The sequence below is a fragment of the Sphingopyxis witflariensis genome (assembly GCF_002205635.1).
GTDB classification, from domain to species: Bacteria; Pseudomonadota; Alphaproteobacteria; order Sphingomonadales; family Sphingomonadaceae; genus Sphingopyxis; species Sphingopyxis witflariensis.
This window is the reverse complement of record NZ_NISJ01000011.1, coordinates 87,877-109,955: the sequence shown is the minus strand read 5'-3', so window position 1 is coordinate 109,955 and position 22,079 is coordinate 87,877. Positions and strand designations below refer to the sequence as shown.

11 protein-coding genes and 2 pseudogenes are annotated in these 22,079 nt (G+C 61.0%); 9 read left to right on the top strand and 4 right to left on the bottom strand.

Annotated features, from left to right (window positions below; all coding sequences use genetic code 11):
- The first annotated feature begins 75 nt into the window (after positions 1–75).
- The 3 genes and pseudogenes from CDQ91_RS17310 to CDQ91_RS17300 form a co-directional block, all read left to right on the top strand.
- Entirely contained in the window at positions 76–969 is an 894-nt protein-coding gene (locus tag CDQ91_RS17310) for an ArdC family protein (protein ID WP_088473946.1), read from the top strand.
- A complete protein-coding gene (locus tag CDQ91_RS17305) occupies positions 966–1,220 on the top strand; it encodes a sigma factor-like helix-turn-helix DNA-binding protein (protein WP_088473945.1) in 255 nt (84 codons plus the stop codon). The genes CDQ91_RS17310 and CDQ91_RS17305 overlap by 4 nt, the downstream gene beginning before the upstream one ends.
- Before the next feature lie 60 nt (positions 1,221–1,280).
- Positions 1,281–1,493 (top strand): annotated as a pseudogene (locus CDQ91_RS17300) (nucleotidyltransferase); the annotation flags it as partial.
- A gap of 255 nt (positions 1,494–1,748) precedes the next feature.
- Here the strand turns inward: CDQ91_RS17300 and CDQ91_RS21755 are convergent.
- The 3 genes and pseudogenes from CDQ91_RS21755 to CDQ91_RS17280 form a co-directional block, all read right to left on the bottom strand.
- Positions 1,749–2,537: pseudogene (locus CDQ91_RS21755) on the bottom strand (IS110 family RNA-guided transposase); the annotation flags it as partial.
- 84 nt (positions 2,538–2,621) lie between these two features.
- On the bottom strand, positions 2,622–3,626 hold the full coding sequence (locus CDQ91_RS17285; RefSeq protein ID WP_174688521.1) for a tyrosine-type recombinase/integrase: 1,005 nt from the start codon (positions 3,624–3,626) through the stop codon (positions 2,622–2,624).
- Entirely contained in the window at positions 3,623–4,711 is a 1,089-nt protein-coding gene (locus CDQ91_RS17280; protein WP_237246029.1) for a tyrosine-type recombinase/integrase, read from the bottom strand. Before CDQ91_RS17280 ends, CDQ91_RS17285 begins: the two co-directional genes overlap by 4 nt.
- A gap of 202 nt (positions 4,712–4,913) precedes the next feature.
- Here CDQ91_RS17280 and CDQ91_RS21065 point away from each other — a divergent pair, with 202 nt between their 5' ends.
- The 5 genes from CDQ91_RS21065 to CDQ91_RS17255 all read left to right on the top strand — a co-directional run bounded on the left by CDQ91_RS21065 (position 4,914) and on the right by CDQ91_RS17255 (position 9,522).
- Positions 4,914–5,228: a hypothetical protein gene (locus CDQ91_RS21065; RefSeq protein ID WP_144036809.1), complete on the top strand. Its 315-nt coding sequence runs from the start codon at positions 4,914–4,916 to the stop codon at positions 5,226–5,228.
- 139 nt (positions 5,229–5,367) lie between these two features.
- The gene (locus CDQ91_RS17275) at positions 5,368–5,589 is read left to right on the top strand and encodes a hypothetical protein (protein ID WP_088473941.1); all 222 of its coding nucleotides are present in this window, start codon (positions 5,368–5,370) and stop codon (positions 5,587–5,589) included.
- A 393-nt stretch (positions 5,590–5,982) separates the two neighbouring features.
- Complete coding sequence (locus tag CDQ91_RS17270) at positions 5,983–6,648, top strand: HPP family protein (protein ID WP_336580050.1); 666 nt, start codon at positions 5,983–5,985, stop codon at positions 6,646–6,648.
- 94 nt (positions 6,649–6,742) lie between these two features.
- On the top strand, positions 6,743–8,092 hold the full coding sequence (gdhA, locus tag CDQ91_RS17265) for an NADP-specific glutamate dehydrogenase (protein WP_088473939.1): 1,350 nt from the start codon (positions 6,743–6,745) through the stop codon (positions 8,090–8,092).
- Between the two features lie 791 nt (positions 8,093–8,883).
- Positions 8,884–9,522 carry a helix-turn-helix domain-containing protein gene (locus CDQ91_RS17255; RefSeq protein ID WP_088473937.1) on the top strand — a complete coding sequence of 213 codons (639 nt, stop codon included), beginning with the start codon at positions 8,884–8,886 and terminating at the stop codon, positions 9,520–9,522.
- Positions 9,523–9,544: 22 nt separating this feature from the next.
- Here the strand turns inward: CDQ91_RS17255 and CDQ91_RS17250 are convergent, their stop codons facing one another.
- Positions 9,545–10,033, bottom strand: coding sequence for a PilZ domain-containing protein (locus tag CDQ91_RS17250; RefSeq protein WP_158213715.1), 489 nt, complete (start codon positions 10,031–10,033; stop codon positions 9,545–9,547).
- Positions 10,034–10,655: 622 nt separating this feature from the next.
- Between CDQ91_RS17250 and CDQ91_RS17245 the strand changes: the two genes are divergently transcribed.
- A complete protein-coding gene (locus CDQ91_RS17245) occupies positions 10,656–22,079 on the top strand; it encodes a beta strand repeat-containing protein (protein ID WP_088473935.1) in 11,424 nt (3,807 codons plus the stop codon).

Genomic DNA, 22,079 nt, shown 5'->3' with positions numbered 1-22,079 from the left:
GCCTGCCGACTCCTTCCTGCCGCCCCCCTGCGCCCCTTCCGGGCCGGGCTGCGGTGGTTTTGAAGGAGAAGGGAAATGGCCAAGCATAATGTCGAGCGGCAGAGCCTCTATTCCGAGGTCACCAGCCGGATCAGCGCCGAACTGGAAGAAGGGCGGCTGCCTTGGGTGCAGCCTTGGGATAGCGCGGCGTGCGGATGCACCATGCCGCACAACGCCGGAACTGCTCGGCGCTATTCAGGGATCAATGTCTTGATCCTGTGGGCAGAGGTTATCGGGCGGGGCTTTGCGTCGCAGCGCTGGCTCACCTACCGGCAGGCCGAGGCGGCGGGCGGACATGTCCGGCGCGGCGAGAAGGGCACGATTATCTGTTACGCCGACCGCTTCACGCCGAAAGCCGAAGCGGAAACTGCGCGGGGAGAGGATCGCGAAGCGCGGCAGGTGGCTTTCCTGAAGCGCTTCACCGTGTTCAACGTCGATCAGTGCGACGGGTTGCCCGAAGATTTTACCGCAGCGGTTGCATCTGCCGATCCGGTGCTTGCCATCGTCGAGGTCGACGCGCTGATTGCTGCAAGCGGCGCGCGGTTCAACATTGGCGGCGGCGAAGCCTTTTACAGTCCGAGCCATGACTTCGTGCAGGTGCCGCCGCAGATGGCCTTTCACGAACCGATCAACTGGTTTCGGACGGCGCTTCATGAGCTTGGCCATTGGGTTGGCCACAGTAGCAGGCTGGATCGCGACCAGACGGGCAGGTTCGGTTCCGAAGCCTATGCGAAAGAAGAACTTGTCGCCGAGATGGCGGCAGCATTTACCTGCGCTTCGCTCGGGATCGCCCCGACGGTGCGGCATAGCGACTATATCGCGTCCTGGCTGTCGGTACTGCGCGGCGACGAGAAGGCGATCTTCCGCGCAGCGTCCCAGGCCAGCAAGGCCGCAGATTATCTGCTGGCCTTAGTAGGGGAAGGGAAATGAGACGCCGCGATCTGTCCACCGTTACCAAGGCGGATGGCGAGCGCCGCTTGGCCATCGCCATTGCCAAGATGACCAAGCGGCAGGGTGATATCTTTCTGTCGGTCCGGTTCGACGATGCGAGCTATGAAGAGCTTGCTGCCCGTCATGGGATCACCGTCGAGCAGGTGATACAGGACTTTGCTCGCGCACTGGGGATGTGGTCACGCTGCCTCCATGCGCGTTTTCCACGAGCGGTCTGGCCCTGGCTATAATATCGGGTTCGACCGGATGGTGCTTGCCATCCGGTCGAACGGCTTTCTAAGGTTGTGCCGATGCGAACGACCCTCGATCATCTTCCGCAATCCAAGCAGCGCGAACTGGCGCATGTCGTGCGCGTCCTCTTTGAGGAGTTCGAGGCAGCGCATGCGATGGGCACTTCCAAATGGAAGAAGCAGAGCCGCATCTTCAAGATCGTGCTTTATGGCAGCTATGCGCGCGGCGATTGGGTCGATGCCCCCGAGAATGGCTATCAGTCTTCTGTGGATGGCCCCCGCGTTGCAAGTTCAATATAAATGTTTGCGATAGTCAAGTGCAGTCGTCTGTTCGGCCTGTTTGTGCAGCCAATGATAACTGCTGGCCATGATGGGGTCCGTGAGCAAAGTCCCAATCGGACTAACAGGCTTTTATGCCTCTGACTTATAGCGGGTTGTCTCTGCTCCCGGCTTGACCGGTATCGCCATCATTTCACATCGCGCTTACAACCTCGTAAATCTTTCCTCCTGTCAGATAGCTACAGGATATCAGCCTTCTAGTGCTGGAGTATGGTGTGGGCGGTAGGTTTCGCCTCGCAGCATGATCGCCCATATCATGCGAGCCATTTTATTCGCCATCGCGACCGTCGCCACGCGAGTAGGTTTGCGTGCCAAGAGGTCGACCAAGCGCGGATCTACGGTTTCTGGTCTTTCCTTCGCACGCCGCACCATTGAGGTCGCGCCTGTAATCAGGAGCCGCCGGATATACTTGTCGCCCATTTTGCTGATGCGCCCAAGCCGCTCTTTGCCGCCGCTCGATTTCTGTAGCGGCGTCAGTCCCAGCTAGGCTGCAAATTGGCGACCTGAGGCGAACAATTCCGGGGTAGGCACCGAAGCGACGATTGCCGTTGCGGTGATCGGGCCGACTCCAGGAACGGTCGCGACACGTAAAGCAGCAGCGTTCTCACGCTGGCAAGCCGCGAGAGCGCGATCGATCTCTCGCAACCTTAAATGGATGTTCAAGGCTTGCTCGCCGAGCACGGCCGCCATTTGCGAAGCCTCAGCTGGCGTATCGAGGGCTTCCCCTTCTACGATCTGACGCGCCTTTATCAGCGCGCGCCCGATACCTTCAGGTATGGTGATACCAAACTCTGCCAGCATCCCGCGCATCATGTTAATGAGCTGGGTTCGCTGCTTCACGAAAAGATCGCGTGCGCGGTGCATAGAGAGTAGCGCCTGCTGCTCTTTCGATTTGATTGGAACGAAGCGCATCGTCGGGCGGGAAACCGCCTCGCAAATCGCCTCTGCGTCTGCAGCGTCGGTCTTTCCGCGTTTCACTAATCACGAGGTCGCCATAATGCGGAGGAACGCGGCCTGATTGGCGGATTTTCGCCGTTTTTGCCCGTATTCCTCCGCATTATTTCAGAGCGTATCGAGCCAGGCGAGTACGCTTGCATCGCGTTTCCAGGATGGCTTGCCGCGGGGTGTGGTCGGAACGGCGACCTTTTCCAGGGCTTTCCGCTTCGTTTCCAGATTGGCCCTGGCATAGTGGTTGGTCGTGTCGAGGCTCACATGGCCGAGCCAGCTTCGGATGACCGTAACGTCGACGCCCGCCGAGATGAGATGCACGGCTGTGGCGTGTCGGAAGGCATGTGGCGTCACATGCTTGGCACGCAGCGTTGGCATGGTTTCGGCCGCTGCCCTCACGTAGGCAGCAAGCTTGAACCGGACCCCCGAGGCACTGAGCGGTTCGCCATAGCGGTTGACAAACAGCCGCTGGTCCGGTGCCCGTGGCTGCCGCTCGAGCAGCTTGCACAGCAGCAGGACCGTTTCCGGCCAGAGCGGGCAGATGCGTTCCTTTCGACCCTTGCCGATCAGACGCACGCAGTTCGGGCTTTTGAACCGGATTGCTTCGGGGCACAGGTCGAGCGCTTCCTGTATTCGTGCGCCGCTGTTGTAGAGGAACGAGAGCAGCGCATGATCGCGCATGCCCTCAACGGTCGAACGGTCTGGCTGACTGAGGATCGCCGTCACTTCCGCCGGATCCAGATAGCTCGGTTCCGACACGGGAGCACGCTTGATCGGGATATGGAGGATTTCGACGCATTGCGCGATCGACGCGGGATCCTTGGTGGCCACGAAGTGGAAGAAGCTGCGGATCGCGGCAAGCCGGCAGTTGCGCGTGCCGATCGTACCGCCGCGTTCATGTTCGGCGTGACTGAGGAACGCGGCAACCTCGCTGGCGGTAAGGTCGGTCAGCGTGATCATCGCTACCTTCTTCCCAGCGCGCTGCTCGACGAACCGCAGCAACAGCCGCCAGGTGTCGCGGTAGGACCGGACTGTATGGATGGATGCGTTGCGCTGCTCGACCAGCCATTCGTAGAAGAACGCGCGCATCAGGTCTGGGAGCCGATCAACCCTTCTCATGACAGCACCTCCTGCCCCAGATTGAGGCATGGTGCGCCGATTGCCCGGAACCGCTCATTTGCGTAATGCAGCAGCTCCTGCGTCACGGTGATGTAGACCAGGGTAGAGTTGATATCCCGATGGCCGAGATAGGTCGCGAGGAACGGCAGGCGATCCTGCGGATTGATGCCCGTCCGGTACCATTCGAGGATTCTGTTCACGACCATCGAGTGACGCAGGTCGTGCACGCGCGGGCCTGCTTTTCCTCGCGATGGTTTCAACCCGGCGCGGCGTATGACGTCGGAGAGCAGCCAGGTGATCATTTCCGGGGTGTAATGGCCATCGCCTCGCTCGTGCCAGAACAGGCCGGAGCGCGCATCCTGTGCTCCACCGGCACGCCGCCGCGCATCGATGTAGGCCCGAAGCTCGACTACAACGCTGTCCGGTAGCGGCAAAATGCGGGTCTTGAAGAACTTGGTCTGCCGGATGATGATGGTACCCGCGTGCAGGTCAACATCACCAAGATCGAGACGAGCAAGCTCACCGCGCCGCAAGCCCGCGCAATAGGCGAGGAGCAGCATGGTGTACATGCTCGGCGGGCGAAGTGGCGCCCGCGGCGACGGGTAGTTACGCGCGATCTCGAGCATCCGCCGCACGTCGGCAGGCGAGTAGATATGAGGCTTTCGCCATTGCTTCGAGGCCTCCTTCTTCGGTCTCGGGTCCGGTCGTCGCATAGGTATCGACGGGTCACCGTGACGAAGGATTTTCGCAAAGACGCGCGTGAGTTGTTCGCATTCATCGGCGTGATGACGGGTCGCATTCGTTGCGGCCCAGCGATCGATCATGGCGCTTAGCGGCTCGGCTTCCGGTCCTGGATGCAACTGGAGGAAGCGGTCGAACCGAAGAAGCAACTGGGGCTGCGATGTGTATTTGTACCCTCTGCGCCGCATCATCGCGACATGCTCGGCCATCATTTCGCCCAGCACGCTGCCGAACGGTCTGGGCCGGTGTAGTTCGGCAAGTGCCTCTTCCGGATTCCGCGACGCCAATGCCCGCCAGATCGGCATGCACTGCTTGATATTGCACTCATCGCTGTCGATAGGCATGCAAACCGGGACCCCGCCGTTTTTTCAAACAGGTCGCTGAGAATGTGTCCTTTTTTTCTCACCTTAGGGGGCCCGATGCACGCCGATCTCAGTATCGCGCAAGCCGTCGTTCCGGAGCAATCTCAATGCGATAATTCAAATTGGGTGGGGTTCCATTCTGCACGCCTATTCACACATCATTGGGCACGCGAGCTGATCTAGAATGCCGTTTGTCTCGGTAGATGAACGGTCTGCCGATTTTGTCACCCGCATCTCAAAATGGCTCACTGCAGCGCTCCAAAAAAGCGGGCGACTCGGTGGTAAATTGCAAAAATATTGGAATAAAAATACGTTATTTCAATGTGGTGGTAGTTTTATATTCAACCTGCCGCCCCAGCCAGCCGGTGCGGATTTTCCACTATCTGAGACCAAAAACGAATCTTTGCGTATGAATGCGGAGGCCGAGCCCCTGTGGCACCTAGCCGTGGGCTTTGTAAAAATGGGGTGTATGGCTCCCGGCACGATGTGCGCGCATTGAGATCGCCAGGCAGATGAGGGGTGGCGTATCGCGCCAGTCCGTCAGGGTCGGTGATAATGACATGCTGGAAGGCGGCCGAATCTCAGGCGGGTGTAGCTATCGCATCGGTGCCATCCAGAAAATGCGCGGGTCCCGATCGATGCAGCTGATCTTCGCGGGCGACGGCTTCAAAATGCAGGAGGTGCGTGACGGTTGGGCGATATCGATACCGCATGGCTTTCCCGCGCAATGGAGCGCCAGACGACCGAGCATCATTGCCGCAAGGATGCGGAACCGGCCGCTTGGTATCAAGACGCTCAGCCTGTTTTGCGTCGCATTCGTGGCTTACTTCCGTCGTCACGACGATGACGGGAATCCGTAGCCGGGGGCGCTGGTGTCCATTTTCGAGTAGGAGTATGCCAAGTTCGCTGCACTGGACGAATTCCGCTCGCTATTCGTCGACGTGCCCGCCGACGCGTCTTGCGCGCACGATGGCTACTTCTCTCAGGACAAGAAGGGGCGCTTCACCGAGCCTACGGTGAACGCAACCGGCGAGTTCTCCAATGCCCGCTCATGCGAAGACGCCGAAACACCCGCGACCGGCACATAATGAAATGGGCCGGTTGCGGGTGTTTCGGCGTCTTCGCCAATAAATGGGCTTGTCAGGCATCAATCAAACCTCTCTGGCCGAACCGCTTCGAACGTCGCATCGGAGCCACCCGATACCGGAGGGATTATGTTGTTTCGATCGAAAGCGGCTGCGCGCCTTTTGTTTGTGCCGTTGCTGGCGGGCGCCAGTCTGCGCGATCGGGTGCTGGCCTGCCTCGGTGCGCTGATCGGCGTCTCGGTTGTCGGCGTGGCGGGTCTCGCCTTGTTCCCGGCATCGATCCCGTGGATCGTCGCGCCGATCGGCGCATCGACCGTGCTGCTCTTCGCTGTTCCAGCCAGTCCGTTGGCGCAGCCCTGGTCAATCGTTGGCGGCAACAGCATTTCCGCCGTCGTCGGCGTGCTGGTGGTGCATTATGTCCACGATCCGGTGACTGCGGCGACGTTGGCGGTGGCGGCGGCGATCCTGGTGATGTCGTTGCTGCGCTGTCTCCATCCTCCCGGCGGCGCGGCGGCGCTCAGCGCGGTGCTGGCTTCGTCGCTGATCGAGGCAGGCGGCCCTGGCGCATTCCTGATCCCGGTTGTCGTCAACTCGCTGTTGCTTACCTCCGTCGGCTGGCTGTTTCACCGCTATTCGGGCCATTCCTATCCGCACCGTCCCGCGCCGGTCGAAGGCAGGGTGCTGCCGCCGGACTCGGTTTCCGGCCTGCTGATGGAAGATATAGACAGTGCGCTCGCCGACCTTGGCGAAACCTTTGATATCAGCCGCGAAGATTTAGCGCTGTTGCTGGCACGGGCCGAAGTTCACGCCGCGGAGCGGATTCATAAAAGATAGCTATGCGCACAAGCCGCGCGCTCATCATTTAGCTTGCGAAGCATAGGGCGATTGGTCCACAGGCCCGATCGAAACATGCTGTCAGGAGGTATTTTTGAGCAAGATTGATGAAAAATTACAGCCAGTTCTTGATGAAGTATTGCGTCGTAACGCCGGCGAGGCCGAATTCCACCAAGCCGTCCGCGAAGTGCTCGAAAGCCTTGGTCGCGTTGTTGCCAAGCATCCCGATTATGCCAATCATGCGCTGATCGAGCGGATTTGCGAGCCCGAACGCCAGATTATCTTTCGCGTGCCGTGGGTCGACGATGCCGGGCAGGTTCAGATCAACCGCGGTTTTCGCGTCCAGTTCAACTCGGCGCTGGGGCCGTATAAGGGCGGGATTCGCTTCCACCCGTCGGTCAACCTTGGGATCGTCAAATTCCTGGGTTTTGAACAGATTTTCAAAAATGCGCTGACCGGAATGCCGATCGGCGGCGGCAAGGGCGGATCGGACTTCAATCCGCGCGGACGCTCTGACGGCGAAATCATGCGCTTCTGCCAGGCGTTCATGACCGAGCTTCAGCGTCACCTTGGCGAATATACCGACGTTCCGGCGGGCGACATTGGCGTCGGCGGGCGCGAGATCGGTTATATGTTCGGCCAGTACAAGCGGCTCAACAACCGCTATGAAGCCGGTGTCCTCACCGGCAAGGGCCTCGTCTATGGTGGTTCGCGGGCGCGGACCGAGGCGACCGGCTATGGCCTCGTCTATTTCGTCCAGCGCATGCTCGCGACGAAGGATATGGCGATGGAGGGCCAGCGCGTCGTCGTGTCGGGTTCGGGAAATGTCGCCATCTATGCGATCGACAAGGTGCAGCAGTTCGGCGGCAAGGTCATGGCTTGCTCGGACTCCAATGGATATATCCTCGACGAGAATGGGATCGACCTCGACCTGCTCAAGGAAATCAAGGAAGTCCGCCGCGAACGCCTGTCGGAATATGCCCGGGTCAAGGGCGTGGGCGCCCATTATATCGAGAATGGCTCGATCTGGGACGTGCCGTGCGACATCGCGCTGCCGTGCGCGACGCAAAACGAACTGACGCTCAAGGACGCGGGAACGCTGATCAAAAATGGCGTGATTGTCGTCGGTGAGGGCGCCAACATGCCTTCGACTCCCGAGGCGGTCGAGCTGTTCCAGAGTTCGGGCGTGATGTTCGCACCCGGCAAGGCGGCCAATGCTGGCGGGGTTGCGACCTCGGCGCTCGAAATGCAGCAGAATGCATCGCGCGACAGCTGGTCGTTTGAGCAGACCGAAGAGCGGCTCGCGCAGATCATGCGCAATATCCATGATAATTGCGCCGCGACGGCGGAGGAATATAGCGCCCCCGGCAATTATGTTCTCGGCGCCAATATAGCGGGCTTCGTCCGCGTTGCAGAGGCGATGCGCTCGCTCGGCGTTATTTGATCCAGGGGCCGGCCGGTGCCTGTGTGTCGGCCGGAGTCTCAATGTGGCGCGACAAGCGCGCCCCTAATGACAGCGACACCTGTCCGGTTTGCGCAGATCATCGACTGCGCTCAGGACTGTGAGTTCGTCAGCCGCGACGTCTTGTCCCGACAGCATCGGCGGCGAGTGGTCAGGCCGGCAGGCTTAATAGCAGGCGGCAGCGACGGCAGCGACGGCAGCGTGCATCGCCAGATCGGCATATCGTTCAGCAGTTTGCGGGGGATGCCGGATTTTTTTGGAGTGCGGTCTGGCTATGATATTCAAGCAATATTGTGGCACTGAGCCTTTGCGGAATATTGTTCCGACCAGGTGAACAGATTCTCTCGGCCCGCGATGAAGCTTGCCCGGGAATTGGAGGTCTGGGGCCAATGGTGGGTTTTATTTCGTCAGGATAGGCGCCGCTTCCAGCAGGGGCTTTCGAAGTTCAGAAAATTATGGCTTAATGAACTTATAGTCGAGTCGCAGATAGCTAATGAATAGGTATATCATTCACGAAAATGGAATGAGAGACCGGATGTGGAAGTGGTAGAGACGATGCGACGTTGCCAAGACTACTTGGCATTAAGCTTCTATTCGTGCTTTCGATATTCCGGTCTTTTGTACCCTATTTTCTGGATATTACGCCCGCTCGCACGGGTTGTGACGCGCTTGATCGGGCCTGTCGTGGCCAGCGCCGTTGATGCCGATGGTCGAGCCGGCGGTTCAGGCCGGAATCATCGCCGGACTGATGGTGAATTAGTGGGGAGCGCCTGATGGTCGTCGCCGCGCATATTGAGAGCCACCCGGGCGAACCGGAGCAAGGTGGTCGCGTCAAACTGGGGTTGCGCGCGGCGGCCACCACGTCTGACGCAGAGGTGCTTGTGCACAATATCTCTACGACCGGACTCCTACTCGAAGGCGATATTCGGCTTGCGCTGAACGATGATTTCGAGGTTGCGTTTCCGCACGGCGAAACTGTGGTTGCGACGGTGAACTGGGTCAGTCAGCGGTTGCGGGGGTGCATGTTCAGGATCCCAGTCTCGGATGCGACGCTTGACGCTGCGATGCTGCACAACGCGGTCGCGACGAACCAGGCCAATTGCGAGCGGGGGAGTGAAAGCTTTGGTCTTCGCCTTCATCAATTCCGGCTGGCGAAAGGACTGACACAATCCCAACTGGCCCGGCAGCTCAAGGTCAGCGAGCCGTCAATCTCGCACTGGGAGACGGATAAGTCGCGGCCAAAGGCCGGGCGGATGCAGATGTTGGCAGTCATCCTGGGCGTCCCCATGCCCGAACTGCTGGGCTATGATGACGCCGAAACGCTGCGCAAGCTGGTTGATAAGGCCAAGGAGGAGATTGCTAGGGCGGCGGGCGCCAACGTCCATAACGTCCGGATTACGATCGACATGTAACGCGCCCGTCTTGTGGGGTGACTTATGAAAAGTTCAGCGAGACGAGAGCGAAAACGAAGAGAATGGCTGCAGCGGTAAACAAGGTCGTCAGTACGGTGAACAGGAGGGCGCTTGTTGGTCGCCTGAAATCTTCCTCATCATCCTGGATCTGAATCGCGGGTTCGGCAATCTCGCCTACTTCTCCGCTGGGAGGCGCCTTAAGCAGCGCTGCGCTGATCGCGCCCGCAGGGACAGGCGACAGAAACTCGCACCCGAAACGCTTGCCATCGGCGCGAATAATCCGTGCCGGAGTGGCGCCGAGTTCGGGGAGGACCAGCAGAAAGGTCTCGCCGACAGCAAAACTGGTGTCGGTTTCGATCAACAGGCCTGTCCGCGACAAATCGCGGATGATCACAGCCGATTCCTCGGTCGAGGACTGCGCGGCGACGTCGAGCCGGAGGGTGCGCCGCTCCGTCCTTCTGCGATCGGTCGCTTCGACCGGGTCGGCAATATGTGCCAGCAATGACCTCACAACCATCTCCTTTGCGAACCGTCATCGCTTAACAATGTTAATATTGCATTGCCGCTGCGACCGTCGCGGTTAACAGCGTGCCGTCGGGTTGAGGTGGCACGACGCTCTCTGCCAGAGGTCCAGCATATATATATGGCGGACCCGAAAAAGTGCCTTTGGCCGGTATTGCGCCGGGGAATTTTTCTCCAGGGTTCGTAATATTATTACAGTATGAAGTGCGATTATTACTACCAGGCCTCATGGCGATTCTGTCGCGCGACATTAAGATTCGCGTCTGCGCCCGCTTTTTGAGGGCAAGAAAATGCGGCAAACCGTAACATTTTATGGCTCGGATCGGGACAGTTTTGCGTCATCTGCGCGGCCCCGGCATTCGATTTTTATTAACTCAACTATCTGAATATTATAAATATTTTCTTTGGCTGAACGAGGGTGTGGGACTTGCATTCAGAGTAAGTTTCGCGCCCGTAAAAATGTGTTAACGTGCTTGCGGAGTCCGGGAAAAGCATGTTTTTCTAGTGGATGGGGATAGTCCGAGTCGTCGGACTGATGGGTCGCACCGAATTGTTATGGATTTTACTGTGCCGTTTGGGCGCAAGTTGCGACGTATGCGAGGGAAACAGACATGGACGCTTTTGACAACCCGGCCCGCGATGGAATGGCTGGCCCGCAGCGCGATGGCGTGTCAACTGAACAGGCGAACCAGGCGGTCGGGGGGAGCGAATTGCTCGCCGCATCGGCGAGCGTTACAGCGACGGCATCGGCCATAACGCTGGCGATCCAGGCAATTCTTGTTCCCGACGCGAGTGGGCGCATCGTCCTGCCCGCCGGCGTGTCGATCGACGACATTACGGTTTCCGGGACAGATCTGATCATCACCTTGCCGAATGGTCAGGTCATGATCATTCCCAATGGCGCGATCGACATTCCCTCGATCGTCGTCGATGGCGACACGGTGCCCGCGAGCACGGTCGCGCAGCTGCTGGAAAATCTGGGCGACCTCAATCCCGAAGCCGGCGTCCGCAGTTCGGGCGGCAATTTTGCCGACCCCGAAGGCGCGATTCAGGATCCCTATGCGCTCGGTGATCTGTTGCCCTACACCGAGCTTGCTTTCCCGCAGCCCGAAGACAGGGAACTCCTCCCGGCGATTCCGGAGGAAGAGGATCCGACAGTCGTTATCGTGACACCCGACCAACCGGCGGGATCGGTCAACGCCACTGCAAACGTCAATGAAGCCGGGCTTCCGGCGCGCGGCAATGAGTCGGCGGGCAGCAACAGCGCGGCCAACAGCGAAACGGTGACGGGATCGATCCTGTTCAACACGCCCGATGGGGCGGGGTCGGTTACGCTGAACGGCGTCGCGATCACCGCAGTCGGGCAGGTCATCACGACCCCGATCGGTCAGCTGACCATCACCAGCATTGCAGCGGGCAATATCGGTTATAGCTACACGCTGACTGACAACACCAATGCGAACAACAATGTAACCGATGTATTCGCGGTGGTGGTTACCGACCGCGACGGCGACGCCGCGACCGCCGACCTGACCATCTCGATCATCGACGACGCGCCGATCGCTCGTCCCGACACCGATACGGTCGCTGCCGGTACCTTCGCTCCCGAAACGGGCAATGTACCTGTGGGCACGGGCACCACCAGCGGGGCTGCCGGTGCGGATACGCCGGGCGCAGATGGCGCCTCGCTTACCGGAATCCGTGCGGGTACGACCGGGACGGAGTTTGCGGCACCGGGCGGCGTGGTCCAGGGCCAATATGGCACGCTGACGATCGATGCGCAGGGCAACTACAGCTATGTCCGCAACGTCAACACCCCGGGCGGCGTCAGCGACGTCTTTACCTATCGGTTGACCGACGGCGATGGTGACACGTCGACGGCGACGCTGACGATCTCGATCGGCGACAGCCCCAGCGTCATCTCCTTTATTCGCACCGACGGACCGACCTCCGATGTGGCGGAATCGGGACTTGCGCCGCGCGCAGGCGAACCCGCCGGCTCGGCGTTCGATGGCGGTTCCGAAACCGCGACCGACACGCTCACCTTCGTCTCGCCCGACGGCGTCGGTAGCGTCTCGATCAACGGCGTTGCGGTCAACCCCGGAGCGCTGCCGCAACAGATTTTCGCCGACGCAACGGGCACGCTGGTAATCAACAGCTATAGTTATGACCCCGCGACCGGCCAGGGCGCGATCAATTATACCTACACGCTGAACGACAATACGCTGAACAACAGCGGCACCAATGTCACCTTCGACGTCGTCGTGACCGACCTCGACGGCGACGCGGCCGAGGGCGATCTCACCATCCGGATCATCGACGACGCCCCGACGGCGGTAAACGACGTCGATAGCGTGACCGAAGATGGCGGAAGCGGAGAAAATCCGCCGACCGCCGACGGCAATGTACTGACCGGCGTGGGTGGAAGCGACGCCAACGGCACCGACGGGGCTGCCGACGTTCAAGGCGCCGACGGTGCGACCGTTACTGCGGTGACCGGCGGCACGGTTGGGCAGGCTTTTGCCGCCGCTTATGGCACGCTGACGCTGAACGCTGACGGCAGTTATGCCTATGTGCTGAACAATGACGCGCAGCCGGTGCAGGGCCTGTCGGTCGGCGAAACGCTGACCGAGACCTTCACCTACACGATCACCGACGGCGACGGCGACACCAGCACGGCGACGCTGACGATCACAATCAACGGCGCCAACGACGGGGTGGCGATCAACGGTCTGAACGTCGAAGGCGGCGAGGTCACCGTCGACGAGGATAATCTGATCGATGGTTCGTCGCCCGATGCGGCGGCGCTGACCCAGCCGGGAACCTTCACCGTGTCGACCCCCGACGGGCTCGGCAATGTGACGATCGGCGGCACGCAGGTCGTGACGAATGGCGTCTTCACGGCAGGCACTGCCAATAGCCCACTCGGGGTCGTCAACATCACCGGCTTTACGCCGGTTGTCGGTACCGACGGATCGGTGATTGGCGGAACCTTCACCTATGAATATGTCCTTTCGGACAACACGCTGACGCACCCTGCGCAGGGTGAGGACAATGTCACCGACAGCTTTGCGGTGGTCGTCACCGACAGCGATGGATCGACCGGTAATGCGAGCCTCGACGTCCGCATCATCGACGACGTTCCGGCGGCGGCGAATGATGCCGACAGCGTAACCGAAGACGACGGCAACGGCGACAATCCGCCGACCGCCGATGGCAATGTACTGACCGGCGCAGGCGGCACGGACACCAATGCCACCGACGGCGCGAAGGATGTTCAGGGCGCCGATGGCGCGACTGTCACCGCTGTGACGGGGGGCACGATCGGCGAAGGTTTCCCGACCACCTATGGCACGCTGACGCTCAACAGCGACGGCAGCTACACTTATGTGCTGAACAATCAGGCGCAGCCGGTGCAGGGGCTGTCGGCAGGCGAGACGCTGACCGAAACTTTCACTTATACGATCACCGACGGCGATGGCGATACTTCGCCCGCGACGCTGACGATCACGATCAACGGCGCCAACGACGGCGTGACGATCCGTGGGCTTGATGCCGAGGGCTCGGAACTCCGCGTCGATGAAGACGATCTGGCCGCGCGCGTCGGCGAAGCCGCCGGGTCGGACACGACGCCCGACGGCGTGGCCGACAGTGACAGCTTCTCGGTCGCCACCCCTGACGGCATGGGTACGGTTGTGCTCGACAGCTTCAACGGCGTACCGCTCGGCGCCCCGCTGACACTCGTCGTCGGCAATGGCACATTTACGCCGCAATCGGTGACGACTGCTTATGGCAAGCTCGACATCACCGGCTTCACCCCGGTGACGGGCCAAGACGGATCGGTGATCGGCGGCACCTTTACCTACACCTACACCCTGACCGACAACCGCACCGACCATCCGGCGCAGGGCCAGGATGGTCTCACGGATAGTGTCGGCGTCACCGTCACCGACATCGACGGCAGCACCGCCAGCGCCAATATCGACATTCGCATCACGGACGATGTTCCGGCGGCCGCCGATGACGGCGTGACTCAGTCGCTAGAAAACCAGCCGGTGACGATCAACGTGCTCGCCAACGACGTGCAGGGCGCGGACAGTGTCCAGCCTTCGGCAGTGGAACTGGTCGCGGATTCGCTCACGGGCGCCGGGACGCTTGTTTATAATGATGACGGCAGCTTCACTTACACGCCGACGGCGCAAGAGACCGGCGAAGTCAGCTTCCAATATCAGATCACCGATGGCGACGGCGACACGTCGGTCGCCACCGCGACGATCACGCTGGTTGCCGATTCTGCGCCGCAATTCCGCAACCCCGCCAATGTCGTCGTCGATGAAGACGGCCTGCCGGGTGCCAATGCCGACAATGGCTTGGCCGGCGAAGTCACTTCCACCGGCCTCGCGACCGCCAATGGTTCGCTCACCGTCGATTTCGGTAGCGACGTGCCGGGAACGCTGGCGGGTTCGCTCGTCCTCAACTACGGTGCTGGGCTTGATACGCAGTTGACCGTCAATGGCGTCGCGGTGACCTTTGAGAAGGTTGGCGATGATCTCGTCGGTTCGGTTGCAGGCAATGAGGTGATCCGCGTCGCGCTGACCACTCCGACCGCCGGCCCCGGCGCGACCCAGGTTACCTATGGCTATACGGTTACGCTGTCGCAGGCGATCGATCAGGCCGTCGCGGGCAGTGAAGACACTGACATTTTGTCGGGTATCGGCTTCACCGTGACCGACAGCGACGGCACTGCGGCGCCGGGCTCGTTCGGCGTCACGATCGTCGACGACATCCCGACGATCAGCAATGTTGCCGGCGGGGGCAGCGTGACGCTTGACGAAACGAGCGGCTTCGACACGGTGACGTCGGCGACGGCGGTTATTGCGGCGTCTCTGGCTTATGGCGCCGATGGCGCGGCGGCGACGGGTGCGGCGGTTTACGGTATCGAACTGAGCGGTGGCGGCACGAGTGTCGCGAGCGGCATCGTGACGGCGGTGGGCGACTTTGCGATCACGCTGTTCGAAACCTCGTCGACGACGATTGTTGGTCGCTACACCGATGGCGGCGGCGTGGTTCGCGATGCCTTCACGGTGACGATCAACGCCGATGGCACGCTGACGGTGCAGCAGCTTGTTGCGCTCGAGCATCTTCAGGACGGCGGGGTGGCGCTTCACAATGACGCGCTGACGCTCAATGGGCTGATCAGCGCGACGGTGACGATCAAGGACGGCGACGACGATACGGCGACGGCGAAGACCGAGATCGGCGACCAGATCAGCTTCCTCGATGATGGTCCGTCGGTTACCGCGAGCGCATCGGGCGCCGCACTTGTCCTGAACGACGAGAGCGCGACGAGCAGCGTGGCTGCGACCATCAACACCGGTGCGATCGTCAAGGGCGATGATCCGAATGTCGGCGGCACGGGTGCGATCAGCACCGCGACGTCGGGTACGGCGGTTGTCACGGCGACCCCGGTTTATGGCGCTGACGGCGCGGCTGCGAGCAACGCGCTGACCTATGCGCTGGCGGTCACCAATGCGACGTCGGGCCTCACGGTTACCGACGGGTCGGCGATCAACCTCGTTCTGGACGGCAATGTGATTGTGGGTCAGGTCAGTGGCGGCGCGTTTGCCGGGCAGGCCGCCTTCGCGATTGCGATCAACCCGACGACGGGTGTGGTTACGGTCGAGCAATATCTGTCGCTCGACCATCCCAATGCGGCGAACCCCGACGATATGGTTCAGTTGCTGGCGAACACGCTGGGCGTGGTGGTCACCGCGACCGACAGTGATGGCGACACCGCGACTTCGGGCACGATTGATATATCGGCGCAGATCCGCTTCGACGATGACGGTCCGACGATCAGCAATGTTGCCGGCGGGGGCAGCGTGACGCTTGACGAAACGAGCGGCTTCGACACGGTGACGTCGGCGACGGCGGTTATTGCGGCGTCTCTGGCTTATGGCGCCGATGGCGCGGCGGCGACGGGTGCGGCGGTTTACGGTATCGAACTGAGCGGTGGCGGCACGAGTGTCGCGAGCGGCATCGTGACGGCGGTGGGCGACTTTGCGATCACGCTGTTCGAAACCTCGTCGACGACGATTGTTGGTCGCTACACCGATGGCGGCGGCGTGGTTCGCGATGCCTTCACGGTGACGATCAACGCCGATGGCACGCTGACGGTGCAGCAGCTTGTTGCGCTCGAGCATCTTCAGGACGGCGGGGTGGCGCTTCACAATGACGCGCTGACGCTCAATGGGCTGATCAGCGCGACGGTGACGATCAAGGACGGCGACGACGATACGGCGACGGCGAAGACCGAGATCGGCGACCAGATCAGCTTCCTCGATGATGGTCCGTCGGCGAATGCTGATACGAACTCGGTCATCGAAGGTGCAGTCGCGACCGGCAATGTGCTGACCGACAATGACGATGTGTTCGGCGCCGATGGTGCGGCGACGACGTCGCCTGCTGGCGGGGTTGTTGGCGTACGGGTTGCCGGCGGCGATACGACGACGCCGGTCACCACTGGCACCGGCTCGGTGATCTCGACCGCGCGTGGCGATCTGACGCTCAATGCCGACGGCACCTACAGCTATGATGCCAAGCCGAACACGACGTCGACTGTTGTCACCGACACCTTTGTCTACACGATCCGCGACGCTGACGGAGACACGTCGACCACGACGCTGACGATCACAATCCAGCCGGTAACGCTGGCACCCGACAACCAGACGAAGACGGTGGACGAGGCCGGACTCGATCTGGTCGCGGACGGCAATGACGTCGCGGCGGGCACCGTTGTTGGCAGCAATCCTGCCGCCACCACGGAAACGGTGACGGGCGCGCTGGCCGTGACGGGCCCCGGCATCACTTACGCGCCGCAAACCGTCGAAGATGCGCTCGGCAAGTTTGTGCTCAACGCTAATGGCACATACACCTACACGCTGAAATCGGCGTTCGACGGTGCGACGCTCGACAATGACATCACCACCGAAAATGGTGTGCGTGTGTTCAACTACACCGCGACCGACGCTAACGGGAACAGCGTCGGCGGCACGGTCACGATCAATATCATCGACGATGTCCCGACGGCGCGTGCCGACACGGACAGCGTGATCGAAGACACGGCAAGTGTTGCAACCGGCAATGTCGTGACCGGCGTTGGCACGACCAACGCGCCGGGAAGCGCCGACACGGCGGGTGCTGATGGCGCGGCCGTGTCAGGCGTTGCTGCCGGTACGCCGGCGGGTGATGTAACGGGCAATGTCGGCGCGGCGGTCGCAGGATCCTATGGCTCGCTCACGCTGAACGCCAGTGGCGGCTACACCTATACGCTGAACAACGGCAATGCGACGGTGCAGGCGCTCGGAGCGAGCGAATCGCTGACCGAGACCTTCACCTATACGCTTACCGATGGCGACGGCGACCGGACGACGACGACGCTGACGATTACGATCAACGGCTCTAACGACCTGCCGACGATAGGAACGGCAACGACCGCCGTATCGGACGAAGGACTGGCCGGCGGCTTCCCCGATGCGACTGGAACCGTGGATACGACCAACCTCACGGTCCGTACCGGAACGATCGTGGCGACCGATCCCGATGGCGATCCGCTGACCTTCTCCCTTGGCGCGCCCGCGACTGCATTGTCGTCGGGTGGCCAGCCGATCGTCTGGGATACGACCAACCCGCAGCTTCTGCTGGGCAAGGTCGGCGCCGACACGATCATCAGCGTGGCGATCGACAATGGCGGTAACTTCACCGTGTCGTTGCTGGGTCCGATCGATCATCCCAACACGACGCTCGAAGACGCGCTGTCGCTGGTGGTACCGGTCAATGTCAACGACGGCACGACGACCGTCACCAATGCATCCGCGCTGACCATCGGGCTCGAAGATGACTCGCCGATCGCCATCGCACCGCTCAATGCGCAGCTGCTGAACGCACCTGGCTCGTCGGTCTATCAGTCGCTCGACACCGATGGTGACGTCGACAATAATTATGGCGGCGACGGTCCGGGCAGTGTGATCTTTACGGCGGCGACGGTCGCGGCGCTCCAGGCGCAGAATCTGACGTCGGGCAGCCAGGCGCTGACCTATACGATTTCGGCGAATGGCACCGTCCTGACCGCCGAAAAGCCCAATGGCGACGATGTGTTCATCATCCGCCTGCAGCCTGCCGGCCATGCCGACCAGTATCAGGTTCAGATGGTCCAAAAGCTCGATTCGACAGTAACGGTCGATTTCAACGATGGCGGCTATGATTTCGTCGGCGGCAACACCGCATGGATCGGCTTTGTGAAGCCGGGCGACAACGACAGCCAAGACGTCCTGATCACGCCGATGACCAATGGGGCCGACGGCGGCACGATGAACGCAAATGCCACCAACACCGGTGTTTCCAGTGGCAATAGCGTCGGAACGAACGAAGCGGTGCGCCTCGATTTCGTCGTGGATCTCACTGGATCGCCCGGCAACAATGACTATGGGCCGCTGGCCAATCAAAACCACGCCTTTGATTCGCACTACACCGCGAACGGGGCGTCGGCGCTGTTCTCTAATATCCAAACCAGTTCCAGCGTCCGGCTCGTTGCGCGCGATGACATCGACACCGACAATGACGTCGGCGATGGCGTCCAGGATACGATTAACAAGGTCGCGATCAGCTTCAACGGCGTGACGGTCTTTGTGACTGCCAACGGTACGTATAGTGTGGGCGGGCAGAGCTATACCGTCAGCTTCAGTGGCGGCCAAGCGACCGTCACCGGGGTGACGGCCGATACTCGTCTCGCGGGCTTCACTGCCGACGGATATAACAGCATCGAATTCCACCATGCTGGCGGCGATACCTTCAAGATCGGCGATTTCGGCGCGGCTGTGCAGACCGAAAATCCGGTGAATTTCAATGTTCCGGTCACCATCGTCGATGGCGACGGTGATACGGCGCAGGGATCTCTGGCGATCACGACGGCAGCCCCGCTGCTGGTCATCGGCTCGGCGACCGGTGACGCGACCGGCCAGACCACGGATCATGTCGTCGCCAATCCGCAAGGTTCGATCGATGGCGTGATTCAGGGCGGAAATTTCGACGATACGCTCGTCGGCGATCCGGGTTCGGTAACGATTACCGAAGGACAACAGGCAAACGTGGTGCTCGTGCTCGACAGTTCGGGTAGCATGACCGATCAGATCACATTTGGCGGCGGCAGTATTTCGCGGATGCAGGCGCTGAAGAATGGCGTCAACGCGCTGATCGACAGCCTGTCGCAATCGGGCGCGCAGGACGTCCGGATCACGGTGATCGATTTCGACGCCGCTGGCACGAATCTCGGGACATTCAATCTGATCGTGAACGGCGTTGTGCAGGCGAGCCAGATCACATTGGCGAAGGCGGCGGTCAATGGCATGACGGCGTCGGGCGGTACCAATTATGAAGACGGTCTTCAGGACGCACTGACGTGGATCAACGGGGGCCTCGGCATCCCCGGCGCTGATGTCAACAAGGTGGTCTTCGTCTCCGACGGCAATCCGACCTTGTGGAACAACGGCGGCGACGGCTCCGAGGATTCGGACAATGTGCAGGATGCGATGAACCAGATCCTCGGAACCGACGGGTCGAATGAACCGCAGCAGATACTCGCGACCGGCTATTCAATCGATGCGATCGGCGTCAACGTCAACGGGACGCTGCTGACCCGGTTGGGTAATGTCGAGGATGGCAATGCTTCGGGCGGAACCGGTAGCGCGAGCAACGCGACCTCGGCCGAACAACTCGCCAGCATCCTCCAAAATCTGGGCGGATCGACCGACCTCGCGGCGGCAGGCAATGATGTCGTCAATGGCGGCGACGGTGCCGACGTCATTTTTGGCGACGTTCTGTTCACCGATGCGCTGGCGACCGAGCTTGGCGTGAGCCTCCCGGCCGGATCGGGCTGGGCGGTTTTCCAGACCCTCGAAGGCCGGCCTAATGCAGAATCGCTCGACCCGGCGGGAAATGGCGCGAACTGGAACCGTCAGGACACGATTGCCTATATCCGCGCCAACCATGCCATATTGGGCCAGGAAAGCGGCCGGACTGCCGGTAATGATGTCATCAATGGTGGCGCCGGTAACGACATCATCTACGGCCAGGAAGGCAATGACACGATCGACGGCGGCGACGGCGACGATTTTATCAATGGCGGTTCGGGCAACGGTACAATCACTGGCGGCACCGGTAACGATGCCATCATCGCAAGCACGGGCGACGGCAGCATCGTCAACGCCGGCACGGGTGCTGACACGGTCACCATCAAAGTTGCCGCATTGACTGCGCGCAATTGGACGGTCGATCTGGGCAATGGCGACGGCGCTGCCGACACTATTGTCTTCAAGCATGACGCGGTAAACCCTGCGAATAATACGTTGGTGACCGTTTCCAGCTTCAACGTCGTTCAGGACAAGATTGCGATTGCGGTTAGCGGAACCAGCGAAACCGACGGCAGCTTCCTTACAGTCACCGCTGGTCAGACGGATATTGGTGCCGGTGTTGAAATCATCGAATTGGTCAACAATGCTTGGGTCACCACCTCGCTTGGCAATGATGGTGACGGTTCGACGATCGAAGGGTTTATTCAGGCCGCAACGGACGATATCCCGAACGGCACCTATACCTTTATCGTCTATTCGAACACGTCAGGCACCGCCAATGCCGGTATTTATTCGGTGACGATCAATGACAATACCAATCCCGGCAACAGCGGCATGACCGTCGAGCATATCATGACCATCAATGGCGTTGGTTATGGCAACCTTACTGCCGCCAACTTCGTCGGTGCCGCCGACCCGATCATCCTTGATCTGAATGGCGACGGCTATTCCTTTGGCCCGACTGCGGCGTTCGACATCAACGCCGATGGCGCGGCCGATCGCGTGACGTGGAATTCCTCGAACGACGGCATTCTCGCCGTCGACCTCGACGGCAATGGTAAGATCGACAGCGGGACGGAGATCTTCACTCCGGGCTTTGGCGGCGGCAATTTCGCTAATGGCGTCGCGGCGCTTGCTTCGCTCGACGACAATGGCGACGGCGTCGTCGACGCAAATGATGCGGCCTTTGCCAAGCTGCTGGTGTGGCGGGATGCCAATGCCGACGGCGTAAGCGATGCGGGCGAGCTTTCGAGCCTTACCGATCAGGGCATCACTTCGATTTCCACGGGTGCGGTCGCGACCGAAGAGTTCATCGACGGCCAGGCCGTGACAGCTCACGGCAGCTTTACCCGCGCCGACGGCAGCAAGGGCGACTATATCGAGGTTCAACTCGACACCCAGCTTGGCGCGCGCGGTGCCGACCGCGAGGCGGAAGATGCCCAGCGCTCGGCGGGTAATCAGGCGCTGACCGCTTCGCTGGTCGCGGCGTCGCTGGTTGCCATGGCGCAGGGCGCGCAGGCCCAGACCGAGACGGAAGACAAGCCCGTCGCCCACGATCTGCCGACGCCGCTGCCGGTCGATGACGCTGCGGCGCACAGCGCTTCGGTGGTACCGGCCGAAACGGCGCCGATTGGCGGCGAAGATCTGTCGGCCACGAAGGACGCGGCCCCGGCCAGCACCAGCACTTCATCGCATTCCGATGATGCGAGTGCTGCTCCGGCTTCGATCGAGGACGGGCAGGGCAACATTGCCAGCGACGATCAGGGGGCCGCCGACACGAACGCATCGGACGCATTGTTCGATATGGTGTCGGTGCACGCGGACTCGCCGATGGACGGGCTGTTGACGCTCGGCCTTATTGCGGCGGGGCAAGCTGCCGCTGAGACGGCCGACGCGACGGTTAAGGGGGCGGCCGCAGAAGCGGTGCTCGCCGAAGTACTCAAGGGCGGCAGTGTCGACCATCTGATTGATGCGGTTGTCGGTGGCGAAAGCCAGCATGCCGCGAACGATGACGCGGCGAATGTCGATCTGGCGCAGTTGCTGAACGTGAAGGTTCCGGCCGACATGGGTGCTTTCGCCCATCAATCGGTCGAACATGATCTGCATCAGGCCGCGCCGCACGTCTGA

Bases quoted from the DNA above. Each gene is read 5' to 3' on its own strand.
- CDQ91_RS17310 (WP_088473946.1), top strand. From the start codon at position 76: ATGGCCAAGCATAATGTCGAGCGGCAGAGCCTCTATTCCGAGGTCACC.
- CDQ91_RS17305 (WP_088473945.1), top strand. From the start codon at position 966: ATGAGACGCCGCGATCTGTCCACCGTTACCAAGGCGGATGGCGAGCGC.
- CDQ91_RS17285 (WP_174688521.1), bottom strand. From the start codon at position 3,626: ATGAGAAGGGTTGATCGGCTCCCAGACCTGATGCGCGCGTTCTTCTAC.
- CDQ91_RS17280 (WP_237246029.1), bottom strand. From the start codon at position 4,711: ATGCCTATCGACAGCGATGAGTGCAATATCAAGCAGTGCATGCCGATC.
- CDQ91_RS21065 (WP_144036809.1), top strand. From the start codon at position 4,914: ATGCCGTTTGTCTCGGTAGATGAACGGTCTGCCGATTTTGTCACCCGC.
- CDQ91_RS17275 (WP_088473941.1), top strand. From the start codon at position 5,368: ATGCAGCTGATCTTCGCGGGCGACGGCTTCAAAATGCAGGAGGTGCGT.
- CDQ91_RS17255 (WP_088473937.1), top strand. From the start codon at position 8,884: ATGGTCGTCGCCGCGCATATTGAGAGCCACCCGGGCGAACCGGAGCAA.
- CDQ91_RS17245 (WP_088473935.1), top strand. From the start codon at position 10,656: ATGGACGCTTTTGACAACCCGGCCCGCGATGGAATGGCTGGCCCGCAG.